At 65.6% G+C, this 19,232-nt stretch carries 21 protein-coding genes; 4 read left to right on the top strand and 17 right to left on the bottom strand.

Features of this window, described 5'->3' with window-relative positions; all coding sequences use genetic code 11:
- From EA346_RS01805 to EA346_RS01795, 3 genes are all read right to left on the bottom strand, one after another.
- The coding region (locus tag EA346_RS01805; RefSeq protein ID WP_296754885.1) for an ATP cone domain-containing protein at positions 1-946 on the bottom strand (946 nt) is incomplete at its 3' end.
- Positions 947-1,470: 524 nt separating this feature from the next.
- Entirely contained in the window at positions 1,471-2,187 is a 717-nt protein-coding gene (locus EA346_RS01800; RefSeq protein WP_296754882.1) for an SDR family NAD(P)-dependent oxidoreductase, read from the bottom strand.
- Positions 2,188-2,301: 114 nt separating this feature from the next.
- Complete coding sequence (locus EA346_RS01795; protein ID WP_296754895.1) at positions 2,302-3,177, bottom strand: ZIP family metal transporter; 876 nt, start codon at positions 3,175-3,177, stop codon at positions 2,302-2,304.
- A 276-nt stretch (positions 3,178-3,453) separates the two neighbouring features.
- Between EA346_RS01795 and nadC the strand changes: the two genes are divergently transcribed.
- Positions 3,454-4,335: a carboxylating nicotinate-nucleotide diphosphorylase gene (gene nadC / locus EA346_RS01790; protein ID WP_296754880.1), complete on the top strand. Its 882-nt coding sequence runs from the start codon at positions 3,454-3,456 to the stop codon at positions 4,333-4,335.
- Between the two features lie 45 nt (positions 4,336-4,380).
- Here the strand turns inward: nadC and EA346_RS01785 are convergent, their stop codons facing one another.
- A complete protein-coding gene (locus EA346_RS01785; protein ID WP_296754879.1) occupies positions 4,381-5,106 on the bottom strand; it encodes a ferredoxin--NADP reductase in 726 nt (241 codons plus the stop codon).
- A 14-nt stretch (positions 5,107-5,120) separates the two neighbouring features.
- Entirely contained in the window at positions 5,121-5,939 is an 819-nt protein-coding gene (gene mazG, locus EA346_RS01780; RefSeq protein ID WP_296754877.1) for a nucleoside triphosphate pyrophosphohydrolase, read from the bottom strand.
- A gap of 127 nt (positions 5,940-6,066) precedes the next feature.
- Here mazG and EA346_RS01775 point away from each other — a divergent pair, with 127 nt between their 5' ends.
- Entirely contained in the window at positions 6,067-6,516 is a 450-nt protein-coding gene (locus EA346_RS01775) for a ligand-binding protein SH3 (protein WP_296754874.1), read from the top strand.
- A gap of 394 nt (positions 6,517-6,910) precedes the next feature.
- Here EA346_RS01775 and lpxD read toward each other — a convergent pair whose 3' ends face one another.
- Positions 6,911-7,969 carry a UDP-3-O-(3-hydroxymyristoyl)glucosamine N-acyltransferase gene (gene lpxD, locus EA346_RS01770; protein WP_296754872.1) on the bottom strand — a complete coding sequence of 353 codons (1,059 nt, stop codon included), beginning with the start codon at positions 7,967-7,969 and terminating at the stop codon, positions 6,911-6,913.
- Between the two features lie 131 nt (positions 7,970-8,100).
- On the opposite strand from lpxD, the gene EA346_RS01765 reads away from it, so the two are divergent.
- Positions 8,101-8,259 carry a hypothetical protein gene (locus EA346_RS01765; RefSeq protein WP_296754870.1) on the top strand — a complete coding sequence of 53 codons (159 nt, stop codon included), beginning with the start codon at positions 8,101-8,103 and terminating at the stop codon, positions 8,257-8,259.
- 117 nt (positions 8,260-8,376) lie between these two features.
- On the opposite strand, the gene mnhG is transcribed toward EA346_RS01765, so the two are convergent.
- The 9 genes from mnhG to EA346_RS01720 all read right to left on the bottom strand — a co-directional run bounded on the left by mnhG (position 8,377) and on the right by EA346_RS01720 (position 16,444).
- Complete coding sequence (mnhG, locus tag EA346_RS01760) at positions 8,377-8,802, bottom strand: monovalent cation/H(+) antiporter subunit G (protein ID WP_296754868.1); 426 nt, start codon at positions 8,800-8,802, stop codon at positions 8,377-8,379.
- Entirely contained in the window at positions 8,795-9,070 is a 276-nt protein-coding gene (locus EA346_RS01755) for a monovalent cation/H+ antiporter complex subunit F (protein WP_296754865.1), read from the bottom strand. Before EA346_RS01755 ends, mnhG begins: the two co-directional genes overlap by 8 nt.
- A 9-nt stretch (positions 9,071-9,079) precedes the next feature.
- Entirely contained in the window at positions 9,080-9,553 is a 474-nt protein-coding gene (locus EA346_RS01750) for a Na+/H+ antiporter subunit E (protein WP_296754863.1), read from the bottom strand.
- Positions 9,550-11,073 carry a Na+/H+ antiporter subunit D gene (locus tag EA346_RS01745; RefSeq protein ID WP_296754893.1) on the bottom strand — a complete coding sequence of 508 codons (1,524 nt, stop codon included), beginning with the start codon at positions 11,071-11,073 and terminating at the stop codon, positions 9,550-9,552. Before EA346_RS01745 ends, EA346_RS01750 begins: the two co-directional genes overlap by 4 nt.
- Positions 11,074-11,081: 8 nt before the next feature.
- Positions 11,082-11,429 (bottom strand): Na+/H+ antiporter subunit C, encoded by a 348-nt coding sequence (locus tag EA346_RS01740; protein WP_296754861.1) that lies wholly within the window; start codon positions 11,427-11,429, stop codon positions 11,082-11,084.
- A 2-nt stretch (positions 11,430-11,431) separates the two neighbouring features.
- Positions 11,432-11,857, bottom strand: coding sequence for a Na+/H+ antiporter subunit B (locus tag EA346_RS01735; protein WP_296754859.1), 426 nt, complete (start codon positions 11,855-11,857; stop codon positions 11,432-11,434).
- Positions 11,854-14,154, bottom strand: coding sequence for a putative monovalent cation/H+ antiporter subunit A (locus EA346_RS01730; RefSeq protein WP_296754857.1), 2,301 nt, complete (start codon positions 14,152-14,154; stop codon positions 11,854-11,856). The genes EA346_RS01735 and EA346_RS01730 overlap by 4 nt, the downstream gene beginning before the upstream one ends.
- Positions 14,155-14,314: 160 nt before the next feature.
- Positions 14,315-14,992, bottom strand: a complete 678-nt coding sequence (locus EA346_RS01725; protein ID WP_296754854.1) for a TIGR04211 family SH3 domain-containing protein — start codon at positions 14,990-14,992, stop codon at positions 14,315-14,317.
- A gap of 105 nt (positions 14,993-15,097) precedes the next feature.
- Positions 15,098-16,444, bottom strand: a complete 1,347-nt coding sequence (locus EA346_RS01720; RefSeq protein ID WP_296754892.1) for a hypothetical protein — start codon at positions 16,442-16,444, stop codon at positions 15,098-15,100.
- A gap of 171 nt (positions 16,445-16,615) precedes the next feature.
- On the opposite strand from EA346_RS01720, the gene fabA reads away from it, so the two are divergent.
- A complete protein-coding gene (gene fabA, locus EA346_RS01715) occupies positions 16,616-17,128 on the top strand; it encodes a 3-hydroxyacyl-[acyl-carrier-protein] dehydratase FabA (protein WP_296751835.1) in 513 nt (170 codons plus the stop codon).
- 234 nt (positions 17,129-17,362) lie between these two features.
- Here fabA and dcd read toward each other — a convergent pair whose 3' ends face one another.
- Positions 17,363-17,929: a dCTP deaminase gene (gene dcd / locus EA346_RS01710; RefSeq protein WP_296754852.1), complete on the bottom strand. Its 567-nt coding sequence runs from the start codon at positions 17,927-17,929 to the stop codon at positions 17,363-17,365.
- A 3-nt stretch (positions 17,930-17,932) separates the two neighbouring features.
- Positions 17,933-19,024, bottom strand: a complete 1,092-nt coding sequence (gene apbC, locus EA346_RS01705; protein ID WP_296754850.1) for an iron-sulfur cluster carrier protein ApbC — start codon at positions 19,022-19,024, stop codon at positions 17,933-17,935.
- Between the last annotated feature and the right edge of the window lie 208 nt (positions 19,025-19,232).

Here is a 19,232-nt window from a genome sequence, read left to right as displayed (position 1 = left end):
TGAAGTAGCGGTCGTACAGGGTCTGCAGGCCGAGGTAGGTGAACTGCAGGTCGCGCTCGGGCTTCATTGCCTTGCCCAAGGCGTCGAGATCGTAGCGGGTGAGTTCGGAGTCGACCAGCTCGAGCTGGGCCGCGCGCTTGATGTAGGCGTGGAAGTACTCGGGGTAGCGTGCGCCCATCTCGGCCTGGGTGGCCTCCTGCGGCAGACCGGCCAGGAAGCTCAGCGCTTCGCGGCGCAGGTTGTCCATCAGCAGGCGCGCGGTGACCTGCGAGTAATTCGGCTCCTGCTCGATCTGTACGCGGGCCGCCATCACCAGGGCGGTGCCGACGTCCTTCTCGGCGACGCCGTCGAACAGGTTGCGCCGGGCCTCGGCCAGCACCCTGGCCGCGTCCACCTGCTCCAGGTCTCGACAGGCCTCGTCGACGACCGCAGCCATACGCGCCTCGTCGAGCGGCACGCGGGTGCCGTCGGCGCGGGTGACGTGCAGCACATCCGCCGCAGCGGGCGCCGGCTTCTTCTTCGCGGCCTCGGCGGCGCGCTTCTCTGCCTGTTTCTCGCGGTACAGCACATAGGCCCGGGCGACCTTGTGGTGGCCGCCGCGCATCAGCACCAGTTCGACCTGGTCCTGGATGTCCTCGATGTGCACCTGGACGCCACTACCGCCCGCGCGGCGGAACAGGTTGTCCGTGACCTGCCCGGTCAGGTCCTCGACGATCTCGTGAATGCGGCGGCTGGCCGCGGCGCCACCCCCCTCCACGGCCAGAAAGGCCTTGGTGATTGCGACACCGATCTTCGCGCCGTCGAAATGGGTGACCTTGCCATTGCGGCGGATCACCTGGTGCCGTCCCGGCGAGGTCGCGAGGATCTCGGCACTCGGGCCTGCGTCGACGGCGTGGGAGACTTCGGCGGGAACCGACGGAGAGAGGGGCTGGGCTTCGCTGTGCATAAGGACCTCGCGCTGAACCGGGGGTTACGGCGAGATACTATAGGGCGTGTGTCCGGGCATTCCTAGACACAATATGTTGTGTCATTGCTGTGCAAAGAGGCTGAGCAACCTGTGGAAAAGCTGGGCGAGAAGTGACCCAGCCCTTGCCCGCACTGGACTCCCGCAACAGAGCCGCGGGAACAATGTCCCAGCGCTCTAGTAGCTTATTTTTTTTTGATGACCCGCGATGAAAATCTTTTATATCGCCATATTCGGAATATGCCGAAAAACCGGTTTATGGCCAAAAGGCGCGTCAAGCCAGCCGTTCATGGCGGGGAGGATGTCAAGACGAACAGGGCTCCAAGCGCCCGCGGTGCAACCCTTCCCCCCGTGATGCCCTGGCCCGTAAGACTCTCGCAGGGTGCCCTGAAGCGCAGCCGAACCGCACCGCTTCCAGAGCGGGGACAGCCCGCAGGCGCGAGGCCTCCAGCGATGCAATGCGCGCCGCTCATTGCACCCTCGGGTTGCCTGGCTGCTCCCTACGGCTAGGACAAGTCGCGCAGGTCGACGAAGCGTCCGCTGGGGGCGTCGCGGAGTCGTGCCAGACTGCCGAGGATCTGTTGCGCGGCGGATTCGTTGTCGGGCATCGCGTCGGTGCCGCGCGCCTCCTTCAGGCGCTTCAGGGCCGGAAAGCGCTCGAGGTCGACTGCATCGGAGATGAATTCCTGCATCGCGGTGTCGACCAGACCGGGCGCAAGGGCGTGCATGTGCGTGTCCGGAAACTCGTGCGCGTACAGCTGCACGAACATGTTCAGGGCCGCCTTCGAGATCGAGTAGCCGCTCCAGCCAAAATTGCCGGATACCGAGGCCCCGGAGGAGATGGCGATGATCTGGCCCACCTCGATGCCATGCGCCAAGAGATGGTCGAGAATCGGCTTGTTCGCCCAAACGTTCACGTCCATCAACTGCCGGAGCTCGGCGATGTCCGCCTCCTGCATGCTCTGGATCTGCCCGAGCAGGCCCGCGTTCAGGACCACCAGGTCCAGGCTTTCGACCCCGTCCAGCAGCTGCGCCATGGCAGGTGCAATGGCTTCGTACTGGGCCAGGTCGACGCGCACGTCGCCCGCCGTCTCTTCGGGGCAGCCGCGGCGGCTGAGGCCATACACTGCGGCACCCTCGCGCATCAGCACGCGGGTCAGGCCGAGGCCCAGTCCGCTGGAATTGCCGGTCACCAGGGCGGTACGAATTGGCTTGCCAGGCATGGTGGTTCCTCCTGTACGGTCATTTGTGGATTGGGTTGGGATCGCGAAAACCCGCTGGGGGCGAATCCAGACAAGCCATGATCTGCGCAACCGCGCTAACTGTCACGGCCTGGCTCAGTCCAGCACCATATCGATGGTGAGCATCACGATGAAGCCCAGCAGAACCCCGAAGGTGGCTTTCCCTTCGTGCCCCTTGCGATGGGACTCGGGGATGATCTCGTGACTGATCACGAACAGCATCGCCCCGGCGGCAAAGGCCAGCCCCCACGGCAGCAGCATCTCCATCAGGGTCACCGCCCCGGCCCCGATCAGGCCGCCGACAGGCTGCACCAGGCCGGTCAGCAGCGTGACGCCGAAGGCCGCCAGCCGGCTGTATCCGAGGGTCATCAGCGCCACCGCGACCACCAGGCCCTCGGGGATGTTCTGCAGGCCGATCCCGATCGCGAGCGCGACCCCGTCGCTCAGATCCTCGCCGCCGAAGCCAACGCCCACGGCCAGTCCCTCGGGCAGGTTGTGCAGGGCGATCGCGAACACGAACAGCCAGACCCGCCGGATCTTCTTCGGGTCCGCGCCGCTCTGTGGCCCGGTCACGAAATGCTCGTGCGGCACCAGCCGGTGCAGCGCCAGCAGGAAGCCGCCGCCGAGCGCGATACCGGTACCGACCAGCAGCGCCGCCAGCCAGGAGTTGCCGAGGTCTGCCTCGGCAATCGCGGCCGCCGGCAACACCAACTCAAAGGCGGTCGCCGCGAGCATCACCCCGGCGCCGAATCCCATCAGGGTGTCCTCCACCTCGCGCGATATGCGCCGCAGGAAGAAGATGGGGATCGCCCCGACTGCAGTGAACATGCCGGCGACGAAACTCGCGAGGACGCCCAACTGCAGCGTACTCAGATCGGCCAGCCAAACCTGCAGGGCAGGCCAGATCGCCCCCGTCGCCGCCACGAATACCGCCAATGCCAGTAACGCCAGGAGCATGCCGGCATTCAGCATGCCCCTGCGGGACAGATGATCGTCGCTCACGGCAAGCCCTCCACAACCGCTGGATCACGCGTTGGAGTGTAACGCGCCAGGACCGGGCGGCGCGCCCCTCGCTCCTGTGGCAAAGCGGCCGGCGCGATCTTCGATCGTTCGGGGCTTCTCACCACCTGCCGAATCCGCTATACAAGGAACCGTGAACAGCACCGAGACATTTTCGCTCCGCAAAACCAGCCGGATATGGTGCGGCCACGCATCCGGCCGGTCCGCAGCCCGTCACCGGGGGCAGCGATGAATCAGGCCCGCACAGGCCGTTTGCTCGATCCCTTCGCCGAACCGGCCGAGCCGCCGGATCCCGGAGAGATCCAGACACTGGTCCAGGCGGTATTGCGGGAGGACCTCGGCTCCGGAGACCTCTCCGCGACACTCGTTCCCGCGGAGCAGCAGGCCCGCGCGGAGCTGCACCTGCGCGAACCCGCGGTGATCTGCGGGCAGGCATGGTTCAACGCCTGTTTCCGGGCCCTCGCGCCGGGGGTACGCGTGCTGTGGACGGTCGACGAGGCGACGACCGTGGAGACGCCCGGTATCGTCGCCGAGATCAGCGGGCCTGCCCGGGCCATCCTCTCTGCCGAACGCTGCGCCCTGAACCTGCTCCAGACGCTGTCGGGAACGGCCACCGAGACCGCGCGGCTGGTCAAGCTCCTCGCCGGGGGCCGCACGCGTCTTCTGGACACCCGCAAGACGCTTCCCGGTCTGCGCGTCGCGCAGAAGTACGCGGTGCGCTGCGGCGGCGGATACAGCCACCGGATGGGGCTCTGGGACGCGGTGCTGATCAAGGAGAACCACATCCTGGCCTGCGGCTCCATCCAGGTCGCGGTGGAACGGGCCCGCGCGATGGGCAAGGGTCGCTGGATCGAGGTGGAGACCGAGACCCTGGATGAGGTCAGTCAGGCGCTGGACGCCGGCGCCGACATCGTGATGCTGGACAACTTCGAACTGGAACCGCTGCGCGAAGCCGTGGAAAGGATCCGGGGGCGCGCCGTCTCCGAGGCGTCCGGGAACGTGAGCGAGCAGACCCTGCCCAGCATCGCCGCCACCGGCGTGGACTACATCTCGATGGGCAGCCTCACCAAGCATCTGCGCGCAACCGACTTCTCGCTACGGCTCATCTGAGCCCTGGGTCGCCTACGTGGATCGCAGGCTCCGAGGCACCTCGGGCTACCACCACTTCTCGTACTTGAGTTGTTGCTCCGGGATGCCCCACTCGCCGAGCAGATCGGTCATGTCCTCGATGAATTCGCGCGAGCCGCAGAAGTAGTACAGCGCCTCCCGAGACAGGTTCAGGGACTCGAGCAGCGGATGACTGATGCGGCCCGTGTGTCCGAGCCAGTCCTCGGCATCGCGGGTCACCGTGAGCGTCACGTCGATGTTGGGCGAGCGGGAGATTTGGGCGAGTTCCTCGGCGAACAGCACCTCGCGCCGCGATGCCACGCTGTAGACGAGGTGCACGTGAACGTCGGGCGCCTCGGCGTGGATGAAACGCAGGATGCTCATCAAGGGCGTGACGCCGATACCGGCGCCCAGCAGCACCACTTCCCGACTCATCCCGTGCTCGAAATAGAACGGGCCCTGGCCGGCGGTAACGAAGACTTCATCGCCGACCCGGCTCACGGTGTGCAGGTGATGCGTGGCGTCGTGGTGATCGGCATATTTGATCGCGAGCTGCAGGCGACCGTCGGCGCTGGGCGCGGAGACCACCGAATACCCTCCGACCAGGGGCTCGCCGGCGGTGGGGATCGCAAGATCCACCCACTGGCCCGCCCGCGCGCGGAAGCGCAGTGGATCTGCTGCGAGGGTGAAGACCTTGATCAACGGCGTAACCTGCTCGATCCGCTCGATCCGGGCCGGCATGAAGTGCTCGGGTACTTCCAGTACGTGCGACATGGGGAATCCTTGCGTCAAAGGTGGTCCAGGGGACCCTTTCCTTCCGAGCGCTTCGCCTCGGCCCAGAGGGCTTCGAGTTCGTCCAGGCTCAGATCGTTCATCCCTGGACCATCGGCTTCGGCCAGGGTTTCCATTGCGCGAAAGCGGCGTTCGAACTTGCGGTTGCTGCCGCGCAGCGCGGTCTCTGCGTCGACGCCCAGGTGCCGAGCCCAGTTCACCACGGTGAACAGCACGTCACCCACCTCGTCCGTGAGGCGTTCGGGCACGGCACCCTGCTCGAACTCGGCCTGCACCTCGCCGATCTCCTCGCGGATCTTGTCGATGACCGCAGCCGCTTCGTCCCAGTCGAAGCCGACCCGCCGCGCCCGGCGCTGCAGTTTCTGGGCACGCGCCAGCGCCGGCATCGCCAGCGGGATGTCATCCAGCGCGCTGTGCCGGTCGCGATCGCGGCGCTCGTCGGCCTTGGCCGATTCCCACGCCGCTTCCCGCTCGTGGTCCTGCGCGAACTCGGCATCGCCGAACACGTGCGGGTGCCGGCGCAGCAGCTTGTCGCCAATCGCGCGCGCGATGTCGTCGAAGTCGAAATCCCCGGCCTCCTCGCCCAGACGCGCCTGGAAAACCACCTGGAAGAGCAGGTCTCCGAGCTCGCCCTGGATGGCTTCGGGCTCTGCGCTGGCGATGGCCTCGCCGACCTCGTAGGCCTCCTCCAGGGTATAGGGGACGATCGATCCGGGCGTTTGCGCACGATCCCAGGGGCAGCCGCCGTCCGGGTCGCGCAGCCGCGCCATGATGGCGCGAAGGCGCCGCAGCGGATCGGAGTCGTGAATATCCATGGTGAAGAGTGTAATGGTCCGTAAGCCGCAGGGGAATTCTTGACTATTCTACTAGGTCATTTATATTAGCAGTCAATCAAGTACTGAAACGCCCCGCATGGGGCTTGTTGCCGAAAAGGAGGCAGTCATGAGTCAGCTCATCAGCAACTTCCCGCCCGATGGTGTCGTGACCCTCAATCGCGTGATCATCAAGCCGGAATACACGGTGGACGATCTTCAGGAGCGCGTCGCGATGCTCTGCGAGAACGTGAAGACCTACCACTCCGACACCGGCTTTGTCGGCGGGTTCGTGGCCATGAATTCCGGTGCCGTTTCGAACGAGGGCTCGACCATCGGCCAGCCCGTGGACAGCCCCTTGAAGGACAAGGAGGCCCTGATCATCACCTTCTGGAAGTCGTTCGAGGAACACGAGGCATCGCACCGCAGCGAGACCTTCCAGCCGCTGTTCCGCGAGGTGCTCGACCTCTGCGAGAATGGCAACGAGGAGATCGCCTACGAAATGCTGTGGTCGGGCAAGGCCTACTCCGAGGCCGAGGCTAAGGCGGCCCGCGAAGCCAAGGCCCGGTACGCGGCCTGAGCCAAGCGTGATGTCGGGTTACGCCCTTCGGGCTAACCCGACCTACGGTGATGCGGTGTGGCCACGTGGTCGCGTAGGTCGGGTTAGCGCAGCGTAACCCGACAGGGGTTGGCCCTGCGGCCTGACTGCCAACGGCCTCGTCGTCCGTACACGCCCCCGTCGCCAGCCGCGGGTCCGGTCCGGCTTCCTGCCTCCGCCAGTCGCGTAGGTCGGGTTAGCGCAGCGTAACCCGACAGGGGTTGGCCCTGCGGCCTGACTGCCAACGGCCTCGTCGTCCGTACACGCCCCCGTCGCCAGCCGCGGGTCCGGTCCGGCTTCCTGCCTCCGCCAGTGGTTCGTCCGGGAGTTTCTATTCCAGAACGCGAACCGAAGCTGCCGGCCTTCGGCACGCGGGTCACGTCCGCCCTTCTTCCAGCGCCTTTTCCAGCTTGTTCAGACGCTTCGCGATGCCATCGAGCTGACGGAAGCGCAACGCATTGCGCTGCCATTCCCCGCGCTTCGCGGCCGGCAGGCCTCCGGCATAGACACCCGGCTCGGGCGGCGAACTGCTCACCAGCGACATCCCCATGACCGTGGTACCGGGAGGAAGACTCAGGTGGCCGGCAACGCCGACGCCACCGCCCAGCGCACAGTCCTCGCCGATATCCACGCTCCCGGCGATCCCCACGCAGCCCGCCATCACCGTGCGGGCGCCCACTTTTACGTTGTGCGCCAACTGGATCAGGTTGTCGAGCTTGGCACCATCGCCGATCAGCGTATCTTCGATGGCGCCCCGGTCGACACAGGTGTTGGCCCCGATCTCCACGTCATTGCCGATCACCACCCGGCCCAACTGGTGGATCTTGACCCACTCCTTGCCATCCGGGGCGAACCCGAAGCCGTCGCTGCCGATCACCGCACCACTGTGGATCAGGGCCCGTTCACCAATCACGCAGTCATGATAAACGGTGACATTCGGCATCAGACGGCTGGAGGCGCCGATACGGCTGCCCTGCAACACCACAGACCCGGCGCCGATCTCAACCCCCTCGCCCAGTATCACCCCGTCGGCGACCACCGCATTGGCACCGATCCGAACCCCCGCGCCCAGGCTGGCGCCGGGATCGACCACGGCGCTTGGATGAATGGGCTCGGCGGCGGGAAACCGCGGGGCAAACAGTGCGGTGAGGCGGGCATAACAGAGATACGGGGTGGCACTGATCAGCGCATCGACAGGACAGTGCTGACGTTCCTCCTGCGTCAGGATGACCGCAGCGGCACGGGTCCCGCGCAGATGGTGACGATAGCGGGAATGCGCCAGAAAGCTGATGGTACCGGGCTTGCTGGAGCCCAGGCCACTGATCCCGTGGATCGGACGCCGGGGGTCACCACTCAGTTCGACGCCCAGTCTCTCGGCCAAATCACCCAAGCTGAATTCCACGTTGCCCCCTGTGTGCCGTTTGTTGTTGATCATGAAGCTGCGACCACCGTCCGGCGCTTGACGGCCGGGCGTACGGCTGCCGTTCGAGGGCAACCACGACCATCCTCACCGGTGGAAAGTGTATCCCTGCCCCTGCGGACAAACCAATCGACCTGGCGGACCCTGTGTCGTCGGGTCGGGGCGGCGTTGGCGCAGATGCGCCGGGGACCCTGCAGCGTTACGTCGAGGAGGTGATCGTGATCCTCGAGCAGGAGGATGTTGTGGATGGCGGTGATTCCCGCGGGCTGCTGGTGTCGTGGCTTTTGAGCGAGGTGATCGGGTGACGCCATTCAGGCCGAACGGGCCTAATGGGAAACAGGAGGGGCGGGATCTGTCGGGTTACGCTGCGCTAACCCGACCTACGCGGTGGGGGGATGAGGGGCTTGTCGGGTTACGCTGCGCTAACCCGGCCTACTGGAGTCGCTGTCTGAGGTCTTGCGCGGCGGCTGGTCATCGTTCCCGGACGGCTTTTCCGACGACGAGGCGAGGATGTGGGTCTCTGGATCGTAGCGCCCCTCGAGTTCATCGGTATGCGTCTGTGACCACAGCGGCACGCCCATGAAGTACCCCGCCCTGCCGATCGCGTGCGCAGCCACCGGAGCGGTGAGGATGAGGAACGCGATCACGGCCACGGCCTTGACCACCACCGTCAGCTGCCCGATGAAGATCGCGGCGCCCACCATGATCAGACCGGCACCGAGCACGCCCGCCTTGGTCGTCGCATGCATGCGGGTGAGCAGATCCGGCATGCGCAGCAACCCAAGTGCGGCGATCAGCATGAAGCCGGCCCCGCCCACCAGAAACACGGCGGTCAGCAACTCAATCATCAATGCGGTGTCCTCCCTTCTCGAGATAGCGTGCGAAGGCGATCGCCGCGAGAAATGCGGTCAGCGCCAGCACCATCGCCACGTCCAGAAAAGCGGATCGGCCGGTGGCCACCACCGCAACACCGATGAAGCCCACGGTCAGCGATGCGAGAAGCTCCAGCGCCACCACGCGGTCGGGAAGCGATGGGCCCAGGACGAGGCGCACGAAACTCAGCACCAGTGCCAGGCTGAGCAGCGCGTAGGCGACGAAGATCGCGTAGTCGAACATACCGTTCCCTCAGCGCAGCACCTGGAGCGCACGGGCCTCCAGGACCTTGATGCTCCGGATCACCGCATCGCGGTCGTCCAGATACATCACGTGGATGTAAAGCACTTTCTTGTCGCTCGACACGTCCAGGCTCAGCGTCCCGGGCGTCAGTGAAATCAGGTTCGCCACGATGGTGATCTCGCCATCGGTCTCGGCGTCCAGCGGCATCGCGATCACGCCGGGAGACATGTGATGCGTGGGTGTCAGCACATCGTAGGCGACCTTGAGGTTCGAGAGCAGCAGTTCCCAGAAGAAATAGCCGAGAAACGCGAAGAACTGCGGCACCTTCAACAGGTATTTCCGGAATGCCGGCTTGCGCCCAAGCGTGAGCGCGAGCACGACGTAGCCCAGCACGAAACCGAGCAACAGGTTGGCACCGGTGAAGGAACCGGTAAGCGCCATCCAGATCAGCGCCAGCGCGATGTTCCAGATCAGCGCGATCATCGCCGCATCTCCTGCAGGGACTCGACGTAGTCCGCACCGAGCACCGCCTCGATGTACCGCGAGGTGTCAAGCAGCTGCTCGGCGGACAACTCTGCCATCTCGAAGATCGGCTGGCCGTAGAGTCCGATCATTACCGTCATCAGCGCGAGGCCGACGATCGGCGGCCACATCCAGAACAGGGGCCGGACGGGCGTGGGAGTCTGCCCGAAGCCCGCGGGCTGCGCTTTCCAGAACACCTCGTTCCAGATCTTCACCATCGAATACAGTGTCAGTAGACCGACCACCAAAGCCACCGCCACCGCCAGCCACGCCTCGACCTCGATGCCGGCGCGGATGATGATGAACTTCGCGAAGAATCCGGACAGTGGCGGCAGGCCGGCCAGCGACAGCGCGGGAACCATGAACAACACCGCGAGCATCGGGTGCGATCGGTACAGCCCGCCCAGCTCCCTTAGCTCGTGCGATCCCTTCAATTGGTACGTCAAGCCACTGATCAGGAATAGATTCGCCTTCACGATGATGTGGTGCATGATGTAGAACACCCCGCCCACGATCGCGAGCGGCGTGAACAGCGCGAGTCCCAGGATCATGTAGCCGATCTGGCTGATGATGTGGAAGGACAGGATGCGCCGGAACTCGAACTGGGCCGCGGCGCCGAGCACGCCGGTCAGCATGGTCAGCATCGCGATCCAGAGCAGGATCTCGTGCGTGTAGTCGACGTCCTGGTTGAAGATCAGCGTAAACACGCGGTACAGCGCGTACACACCCACCTTGGTCAGCATGCCCGCGAACAGCGCCGAGACCGCGACCTTCGGCGTGTGATACGACGCCGGCAGCCAGAAGAAGAACGGGAACGCCGCCGCCTTGATGCCAAAGGACACCATGAACAGCATCGCGATCACGGTCACCAGGCCGGTGTCTTCCACCTCGGCCAGCCTCACCGCGATGTCGGCCATGTTCAGCGTGCCGGTCAGGCCGTAGAGCAGACCGATCGCGGTCAGGAACAGCATCGACGAGACGAGGTTCAGCGTCACGTACTTGATCGCGCCCTCCATCTGCGCCCGTTCGCCGCCGAGGATCAGCAGCGCGAAGGACGCGACCAGCATCACCTCGAACCACACGTAGAGGTTGAAGATGTCGCCGGTCAGGAAGGCGCCGTTCACGCCCGCGAGCAACAGGTGGAACAGCGGGTAGTACCCGAAGCGCTCGTGGCGGGTGCCGATGTCGGACAGCGAGTACACGGCGGTCGCCAGGCCGATGATCCCGGTCAGGACCACCATGATCGCGGCGAGCATGTCGGAAACCAGCACGATGCCGAACGGCGCATGCCAGCTCCCCATGTGCATCACGATGTGGTCGTGTTCCCAGGTCTCGAACAGCAGGTGCACCGACACCACCAGCAGGGCCAACGTGCCGAACACACCCAGCAGTTTCTGCGCCGCGCTCGAACGCCAGAACGCCAGGGACAGCGCCCCGGCAAGTAACGGGAGGATGACAGGAAGCGCGACCAGCGCGTTCATGTACGCGCTCATGTATCCGTATCCTTCATCTTATCCATGTCATCGGCGCCCACTACCTCGTAGGCGCGGTGAATCAGCACCACCGCGAAGGCGAGCACGCCGAACCCGATCACGATCGCGGTCAGGATCAGCGCCTGCGCGAGCGGGTCGGCGCTGACGCCCGGCGGAACGAGATCGCCCGGGTAGATCAGCGGAGGCGCGCCGCGCACCAGCCCGGCGGCAGTGAAGATCAGCAGGTTCGCCGCATTCGAGAGCAGCACCAGGCCGATCACGAGTTTCACGATGGAACGGCGCAGCATCATGTACAGCGCCGCCGCGTACAGGAAGCCGATTACGAGGGCCATCACGATTTCCATCGTCAGTCCTCCGCCTCGGCCAGGTTGAGAATGATCGTCAGCACCGCGCCGACGACCACCAGGTACACGCCGATGTCGAAGATGAGCACCGTGCTCAGCTTCAGCTCCCCACCCCCGGGCAGCCCGAACTCCCACCACTGCGCGGTGAAGTACGGCTGGCCCAGGAACGCCGCCGGCGCGCCACTCAGGACCGCGATGACCATCCCCGCGCCGAGGAGGTCGCGCGGATCGACGCGCAGCAGCCTGCGCGCGGAGGCGATATCCATCGAGAACACGTACAGCACGATCGCACCGGCCGCGACCAGCCCGGCGATGAACCCGCCGCCCGGCTCGTCGTGACCGCGCAGCAGCAGAAACACCGAAAAAAGCAGCAGCAGCGGCAGCAGGAAGTTCCCCGCGGTACGCAGGATCAGCGAGTGCATGTTCATCGGCGGTCCTCCGCGCGGAAGCGGATCATCGCGTAAACCCCCACGGCCGCCAGCGCGAGTACGAAAATCTCACCCAGCGTGTCGAGGGTCCGGAAATCGACCAGGATCACGTTCACCACGTTGCGGCCGTAGCCCTCGGGCACCGACCACTCGATCAGCTCCTGTGCGATGGAATCGAACTCGCGCGCACTGTGCGTGCTGAGGATCAGCAGCGTCACCATGCCCCCGGCGGCGAGCGCGATCGTCGCATCGCGCAGCTTGACCCACCAGGGCGACAGGCCGAGGAAGCCGGGCAGGCGGAACAGCACCAGCACCAGCAGGATCACCGTCAGCGTTTCGACCAGGATCTGGGTGATTCCCACATCCAGCGCGCTGAACAGAACGAAGATCAGGGCCACGGTAAAGCCGAAGGAGCCGAGGGCCGCAACCGCCCCCAGGCGCGAGCGGGTGAGCACCGCGAACAGCGCGGACAACGCCATGATCGCGACGATCGCCATTTCGTACACGCGCAGGTCCGCGATCGCCAACGGGCCCACGGACACCCCGAAGATCTGCGCCGTCACGCCGACCATCAGGGCGGTGGCCACGATGATGAACATGATGTAGAAGCGCAGATAACCGTTCTGCAGTACGCGCGTCTGCCAGTCGGAAAAGCCGATGATCCCGTCCATCATCTTGTCGTAGCCGCGCTCCGGCCCGTACCGGGACGCGGTGTCGACCCAGGCCAGCAGCTCCCGCACGCGCTCCCAGCGGCTGTACAGGAACAGCCCGGCCACCAGCGCGAGCACGCTGATCGCGAGCGGCCAGTTCAGTCCGTGCCACAGCGCCAGGTAGGCGTCGACCGGCACGCCGCCGTTCACCGCCTGCGCCGCGGCGGCCAGTATGCCGCCCTCCGCCAGACCCGGCCCGAGTCCGAACACCAGGCCCAGGCTGGCCAGCACCACGGGACCGGCGACCAGTGCCGGCGGCGCCTCATGCGGCGTCTTCGGTGTCTCGACGCGCGGGCCGAACCAGGGCCGGATGCCGACGATCGCCGCCACGCCAACCCCGAGGATGGCCGAGGCGATCGCGAGCAACGCCAGCAGCGGCACCAGCCCCGGCGCACCCAGCACCGACTCCAGCATCAGTTCCTTGGCCACGAAGCCGAACAGCGGCAGCACGCCGGCCATCGACAATGCCGCAAGAATCGCGAAGGCCGAGGTCACCGGGAGCGCAGCCCGCAGCCCCCCCGTCTGCAGGAAGTCCTTCGCGCCCGCCTCGTGATCGAGAATCCCGGCCACCAGGAACAGCGCGCCTTTGTACAGCGAATGCGCGAGCAGGAACGCCATCGCCGCGAGCAGCGCCGTCTCGGTGCCAATGCCGATCAGCATGGTCAGCATGCCCAGCGCCATCACGGTCGAATACGCGAGCACGCTCTTGATGCCGGTGCTGCGGAACGACAGGAACACACCGACGAACATCGTCACCGCGCCAAACAGCGCGAGCACCGTGAACCAGACCTCGGTGCCGCCCAGTGACGGATTCAGCCGCGCCAGCAGGTAGATGCCGGCCTTCACCATGGTCGCCGAATGCAGGTAGGCCGAGACCGGCGTCGGCGCCGCCATCGCGTTCGGCAGCCAGAAGTGGAACGGCACCTGTGCGGACTTGGTGAAGGCGCCGAGGAGGATCAGGATCAGCAGCGGCAGGTACAGCGCGTGTTCGCGCACGGCATCGCCGGAATTCAGGATCTCCGAGAGTTCGTAGCTGCCGCCGGCGATGGCCAGCATCACGATCCCCGCGAGCAGGGCCAGCCCGCCGCCAACGGTCACGATCAGCCCCTGCAGCGCCGCCTTGCGCGCCTTCAGGTCCTCGTGGTTGTAACCGATCAGCAGATAGGAAGTGACGCTGGTCAGCTCCCAGAAGACGAACATCGCGACCAGGTTGTCGGCCAGCACCAGGCCCAGCATCGAGCCCATGAACGACAGGATGAGCACGTAAAAGCGCCCGAGGTCACGGCTCTTCTCGAGGTAACGCCCGGCGTAACTGACGATGAAGAAGCCGATCCCCGAGATCAGCAATGCGAACAGCAGGGACAGCCCATCGACCAGGAACGAGAGCTGGATGTCCAGCCCGGGCATCCAGGGCGTGACCAGTATCACCACCTCGCCGGCATTGATGGCCGGGAGGAAGCTGGCGAAGTAGAGGAAGAGCGCGGCGGGAAGCAACGCCAGCACCCAGCCGCTGTAGCGCCCTGTCAGCCGGTGCACCCAAGGCGCGAGCGCCGCCAGCACGAATGTCGACAGAATCGCGTACAGCATTCGGTCAAGACTCCTTGGTCAGGAAAGCGGGCGCACCCCGATGCGCACACGGATTGGCATCCAGAGCCAGGTGCAGTGCCGCAACACGGCAACACGGAACCGCGCGAAGGCTACCGGCCCGGTGCCTCGGGCGCAAGCAACCATCGGCTTCCTGTTCGGGCTACCACTCGCTGCTGCGACGCCGGCGCGGAAGCCGCGTCAGCAGGATTCCGAAAATCAGCGAACCCACCGTCACCAGCGCGCCGGTCATGAACCACTTGCGCTGGCTGTCCGCCCGCATCACCTCGACCTGGCGGCGGTAGTCCTCGGCGGAGCCCTGTGCCTCGACCAGGGAACTGCGCAGCTGCGCGTTCTGAGCCCGGATTTCCTGTGGACGGGCGGCGACATCCCGCAACTCCTCGAGCTCACTCTCGAGGTCGGCAAGTTGACGCTGCAGGGTCTCGCGCTCGGCCTCCAGGCCCCGGCGCGTATCCAGCAACTGGGCAATACGGCCGGCCTGGTCGTCGGAACCGGAGCGGATCTCGTCCAGTTCCGCCTGCACCGCCGCGAGCCGTTCACGCGAATGCGGCTGATTCTGCAGGTAACGGGTGAGAATCCAGCCCTCGGTGCCGTTGGCGAACCGGATCTGCGAGTGACCATCGGGATCCTGTTGCAGCACGGTGACCTGCTCGCCGCTGCGCGCGCTCCGGATGATTCGGTTCTGCAGCGTCTTCCCGGTGCGCACGCCCACCTCGAGTTCCTCGCTGATGTAGCGCGTGACGTTTTGCGCCGCCGCCTGCGTCGTGAAGACCAGGAGCAAACCCAAGACAAATACGATGCCGACAAATCTGAAACCCATGCTGCCCTTCTCCCAGCTCTCGCGAAACGGTCAATCGGCGTGGCAGTTTACCAGTCCTCGCGGCCGAAGGGTGCTCCCGGAGAACTTCTCGCTCCGGCTGACGCGTCAGGCCGGGTCGCGCCGGCGCCAGCGTCTGAAGGCCTCGGGAAGGAAGATCACGAGATCGAAGCCCGCCGGGAGCCAGCGGCGCAGCTGCATGGAAATTCCCGCCAGCCACTGCAGCAGCCCCGCGAGCAGTGCCAGCAGGACCCAGAGTGCGCCGCCGGAGAGCACGCGCGTGGCCGCCAGCAGCCCGAGCAGCCATAGCGGTGCAAGGGCGACCACCAGCGGCAAAACCAACCCGAGAAGTCCCCCGAGAATCTGCGCGACCCAATCCACATCGGGCCCCGGTGGCTGGACGCCACCAGCCATCAGCACCTCGACCAGTTCGGCCCGGTAGAGAAACCATTCCCGAAGATAGCCGTTGATCATGGAGACGATCACCACGGCGAGCAGGATCGCTCCGGCGATGGCCGTGAGCAGCGCGCGCGAGAACGGGGCAAGGCGCGCCAGTGGCGTCAAGCCCGCGCCGGCAGCCGCGCGCGTTTCGACCAGGATCCAGCCGGTCAGGGCCGAAACGCCCAGCAGCGTCCAGATCGCGAGCATCGAGACATCGGGTGTGGTGTCGGTCAGGGCCGGAAACAGGAGTTCGAAGGGCTCGTGGAAGACCTGCTGGTAGACGTAGACGGCAAGCGCCGCCAGCGCCAGGCCGGCGGCGCTGAGCAACCACTGCCCGCCGGCACGCGCGTAGACCGGCATGCGCAGCGAACGGTTGGTCCGGTTCTGTTCGAACCGCTTCAGCTTTGCGTCCAGTCCCTGCGCCTGCCCCTCCAGGCTCGCCAGACGCTCCTGCAGCGACGCCAGACGCGACACCAGATCCTGCAACGGCTGCTGCAGCCTGCGCCGGGTGGCCAACAACGCCCGGGCATTCTGGCGGTGCTCCTCCAGAGCCATCCGGGCGATGCGCAGCACGGTCTCCTGCATGTCACGGGCCAGGCGCTGGCTCTGCGGCTGGTCACCGGAGGGGGTACGCGCGAGCGACTCAAGGCGGCGTACCCAGGCCGGCTCACTCGTGAGACCCGTCTCCTCGCGGGCATAGGCCGACTCGAGGTCGCGGAGGACGGCGTAGGTGTGCTGGCGCAGATCCGGTAACAGCGCCAGGTCGTGCCCGATCAGATCACCGTAGTTGCGCTCGAGCGCATCCACCGCATCGGCCAGGCGCACAGCCTCGAGCCGCGCCAGGTGCAGACTCTGCCAGCGCCCAACGGCGTCGCGCAGATGCACCAGTTGTGCGCGCAGCCCGCAGGTGATCCGCGCGATCAGGCTGGCCGTGGCGACGAGGAACCGGCGTACCGGCTGCCGCGCGAAGTCCAGCACGAGGATGAGCACGAGGATGGCGGCCACCCAGATCAGGATCGTTTCGGTCACCTTCCCCTCCCCCGCGTGGACAGACCACGAAGTATGGCCGATCGATCACCCAAGTCCAGCAACTGCGCTGGTTGCCCGAACCGGCCGCCGACAGGACCGGAATTGCTTTTGGCCACCGGTTTCGGTCCAATACCGGGTTTGCACCAGGACTCCATCATGCAGAAAGACCATTACGACCGCGACGAACTGCTGGACTGCGGCTACGGCAGGATGTTCGGTCCGGGCAACGCCCGCCTGCCCGTACCGAACATGCTGATGATGGACCGGGTGCTGAAGATCAACAGCGACGGCGGCAAGTACGGCAAGGGCGAGATGCTCGCGGAACTGGACATCCATCCGGACCTCTGGTTCTTCGCCTGCCATTTCCCGGGCGACCCGGTGATGCCCGGCTGCCTCGGCCTCGACGCGATGTGGCAGCTCGTCGGCTTCCACTTGGCCTGGCTGGGCAACCCGGGACGCGGGCGCGCGCTCGGCGTGGGCGAGGTGAAGTTCACCGGCCAGGTGCTGCCGACCGCGAAGAAGGTGACCTACCATCTGGACATGAAGCGGGTGATCGCCCGCAAGCTGGTGCTCGGCATCGCCGACGGCTCGGTGCAGGTGGACGGTCGCGAGATCTATACCGCAAAGGATCTGCGCGTCGGCCTGTTCACCTCCACCGAGAACTTCTGACGCCCGATCTGTCGCTGTTTGAGCGGAAACGCCTATGGAGTGCGGCGGCTTGCCGCGGCTGTCGGGAGCTGGGTGATCCCCGGCACCGAATGGCGGGAGCAAGCTCCCGCACTCCATGAGTCGTCCCCGGCACGTCGGGTTACGCTACGCTAACCCGACCTACAGAACGGGGGCCATGACTTTCACGCTGATACGCCCCCGGTGCGCCCGCGTTGGTGCGCGGCAGGCCCCGTCTCAGGTCTTGGGCAGGGTGACGCCCCGCTGGCCCTGGTACTTTCCGCCTCGGTCCCTGTAGGAAGTCTCGCAGACCTCGTCGGATTCCAGGAACAGCATCTGGGCGATGCCCTCGTTGGCGTAGATCTTGGCCGGCAGCGGCGTGGTGTTCGAGAACTCCAGCGTCACGTGCCCCTCCCACTCGGGCTCCAGCGGCGTTACGTTGACGATGATCCCGCAGCGCGCATAGGTGCTTTTGCCGAGGCAGATCGTCAGCACGTTGCGCGGAATCCGGAAGTATTCCACCGTACGCGCCAGCGCGAAGGAGTTCGGCGGGATGATGCAGACATCGGCCTTCACGTCGACGAAGCTGCGTTCATCGAAGGACTTCGGATCGACGATCGAGCTGTTGATGTTCGTGAAGATCTTGAATTCGTCCGCGCAGCGGACATCGTAGCCGTAACTCGAGGTTCCGTAGGACACGATGCGCAGATCCTCGCGGAAACGCACCTGTCCCGGCTCGAAGGGCTCGATCATGCCGGTGGACTCGGCCATGCGACGAATCCACCGGTCCGACTTGATGGACATCGGTCAGGTGTTCTTGATCACGATGCTCGGGAACTTGCCGCTGTAATCCTTGCTCGTCTCGGCCAGCTTGGCGCCGGTGCGGCGGGCGATCTCGCGGTAGATCTCCGCGATGCGGCTGTCGGGTGAGCGCACCACCGTCGGCTCGCCGCCGTCGGCCTGCTCGCGGATGCTGATGTCCAGCGGCAGCGCGCCGAGCAGGTCGACGCTGTAGTCGGTCGCCATCTTCTCGCCACCGCCCTGACCGAAGATGTACTCCTCGTGGCCGCACTTTGAGCAGATGTGGATGCTCATGTTCTCGACGATGCCCAGCACAGGCACGTCCACCTTTTCGAACATCTTCAGGCCCTTGCGCGCGTCCAGCAGGGCGATGTCCTGGGGCGTCGTCACGATCACCGCCCCGCTGACCGGGATCTTCTGGGACAGCGTGAGCTGGATGTCGCCGGTGCCCGGCGGCAGGTCGACCACGAGATAGTCCAGATCCTCCCAGTTGGTATCGCGCAGCAACTGCTCCAGCGCCTGGGTCACCATCGGTCCGCGCCAGATCATCGGGGTGTCTTCCTCGATCAGGAAGCCGATCGACATCGCCTGCAGACCGTATTTCCGCAGCGGTTCCATGCTCTTGCCGTCCTTGGACTCCGGCTTGTCGGTGATCCCGAGCATCCGCGGCTGGCTGGGGCCGTAAATGTCGGCGTCCAGGATCCCGACCTTGCCGCCCTCTGCAGCCAGGGCCAGCGCCAGGTTGACCGCGGTGGTCGACTTGCCCACCCCGCCCTTGCCCGAAGCCACGGCGATGATGTTCTTGATGCCGGCCATCGGTTTCAGACTCTTCTGCACCGCATGCGAAACCACCCGGCTGGATATCGTGACATCGGCGTGATCGAGGCCGTCTACGGTCGCGAGCGCCTTCTCCACATTTTCGCGCAGTTCGTCGAAATAGCCCGAAGCCGAATATCCCAGTTCGATCGCGACCGTGGCCCGCGCGCCGTCGATGCCGATGTCCTTCACGGCGCCCGCCGCCATCAGGTCCTTCTCCAGGTACTTGTCCTGAACCGTTTTCAGGGCGGTTTCGATCTGCAGACGCGATAACTCGGACATGGTTGACTGATTCCCTGTGATTTGCCTAGACCGCGCATAGTAACGATCGGGAACCGCCCCGCCAAATCACCCACGGCGTGCGGCACAATAGCGGCGACAGGGGCGATCGACCGCGCCGAGGCGGTCAAGCCGGGCTCCTTCTGCGCACCAACGCCTCGACAAGCCACAGCCCAGCCCCGAGAATAATGGGTTAGCCGCCGCCCGCCTC

Source organism: Thioalkalivibrio sp. (assembly GCF_007692535.1).
Classification (GTDB): domain Bacteria; phylum Pseudomonadota; class Gammaproteobacteria; order Ectothiorhodospirales; family Ectothiorhodospiraceae; genus Thioalkalivibrio.
The sequence above is the reverse complement of the archived record's forward strand: the minus strand, read 5'-3'. Positions and strand labels throughout refer to the sequence as shown.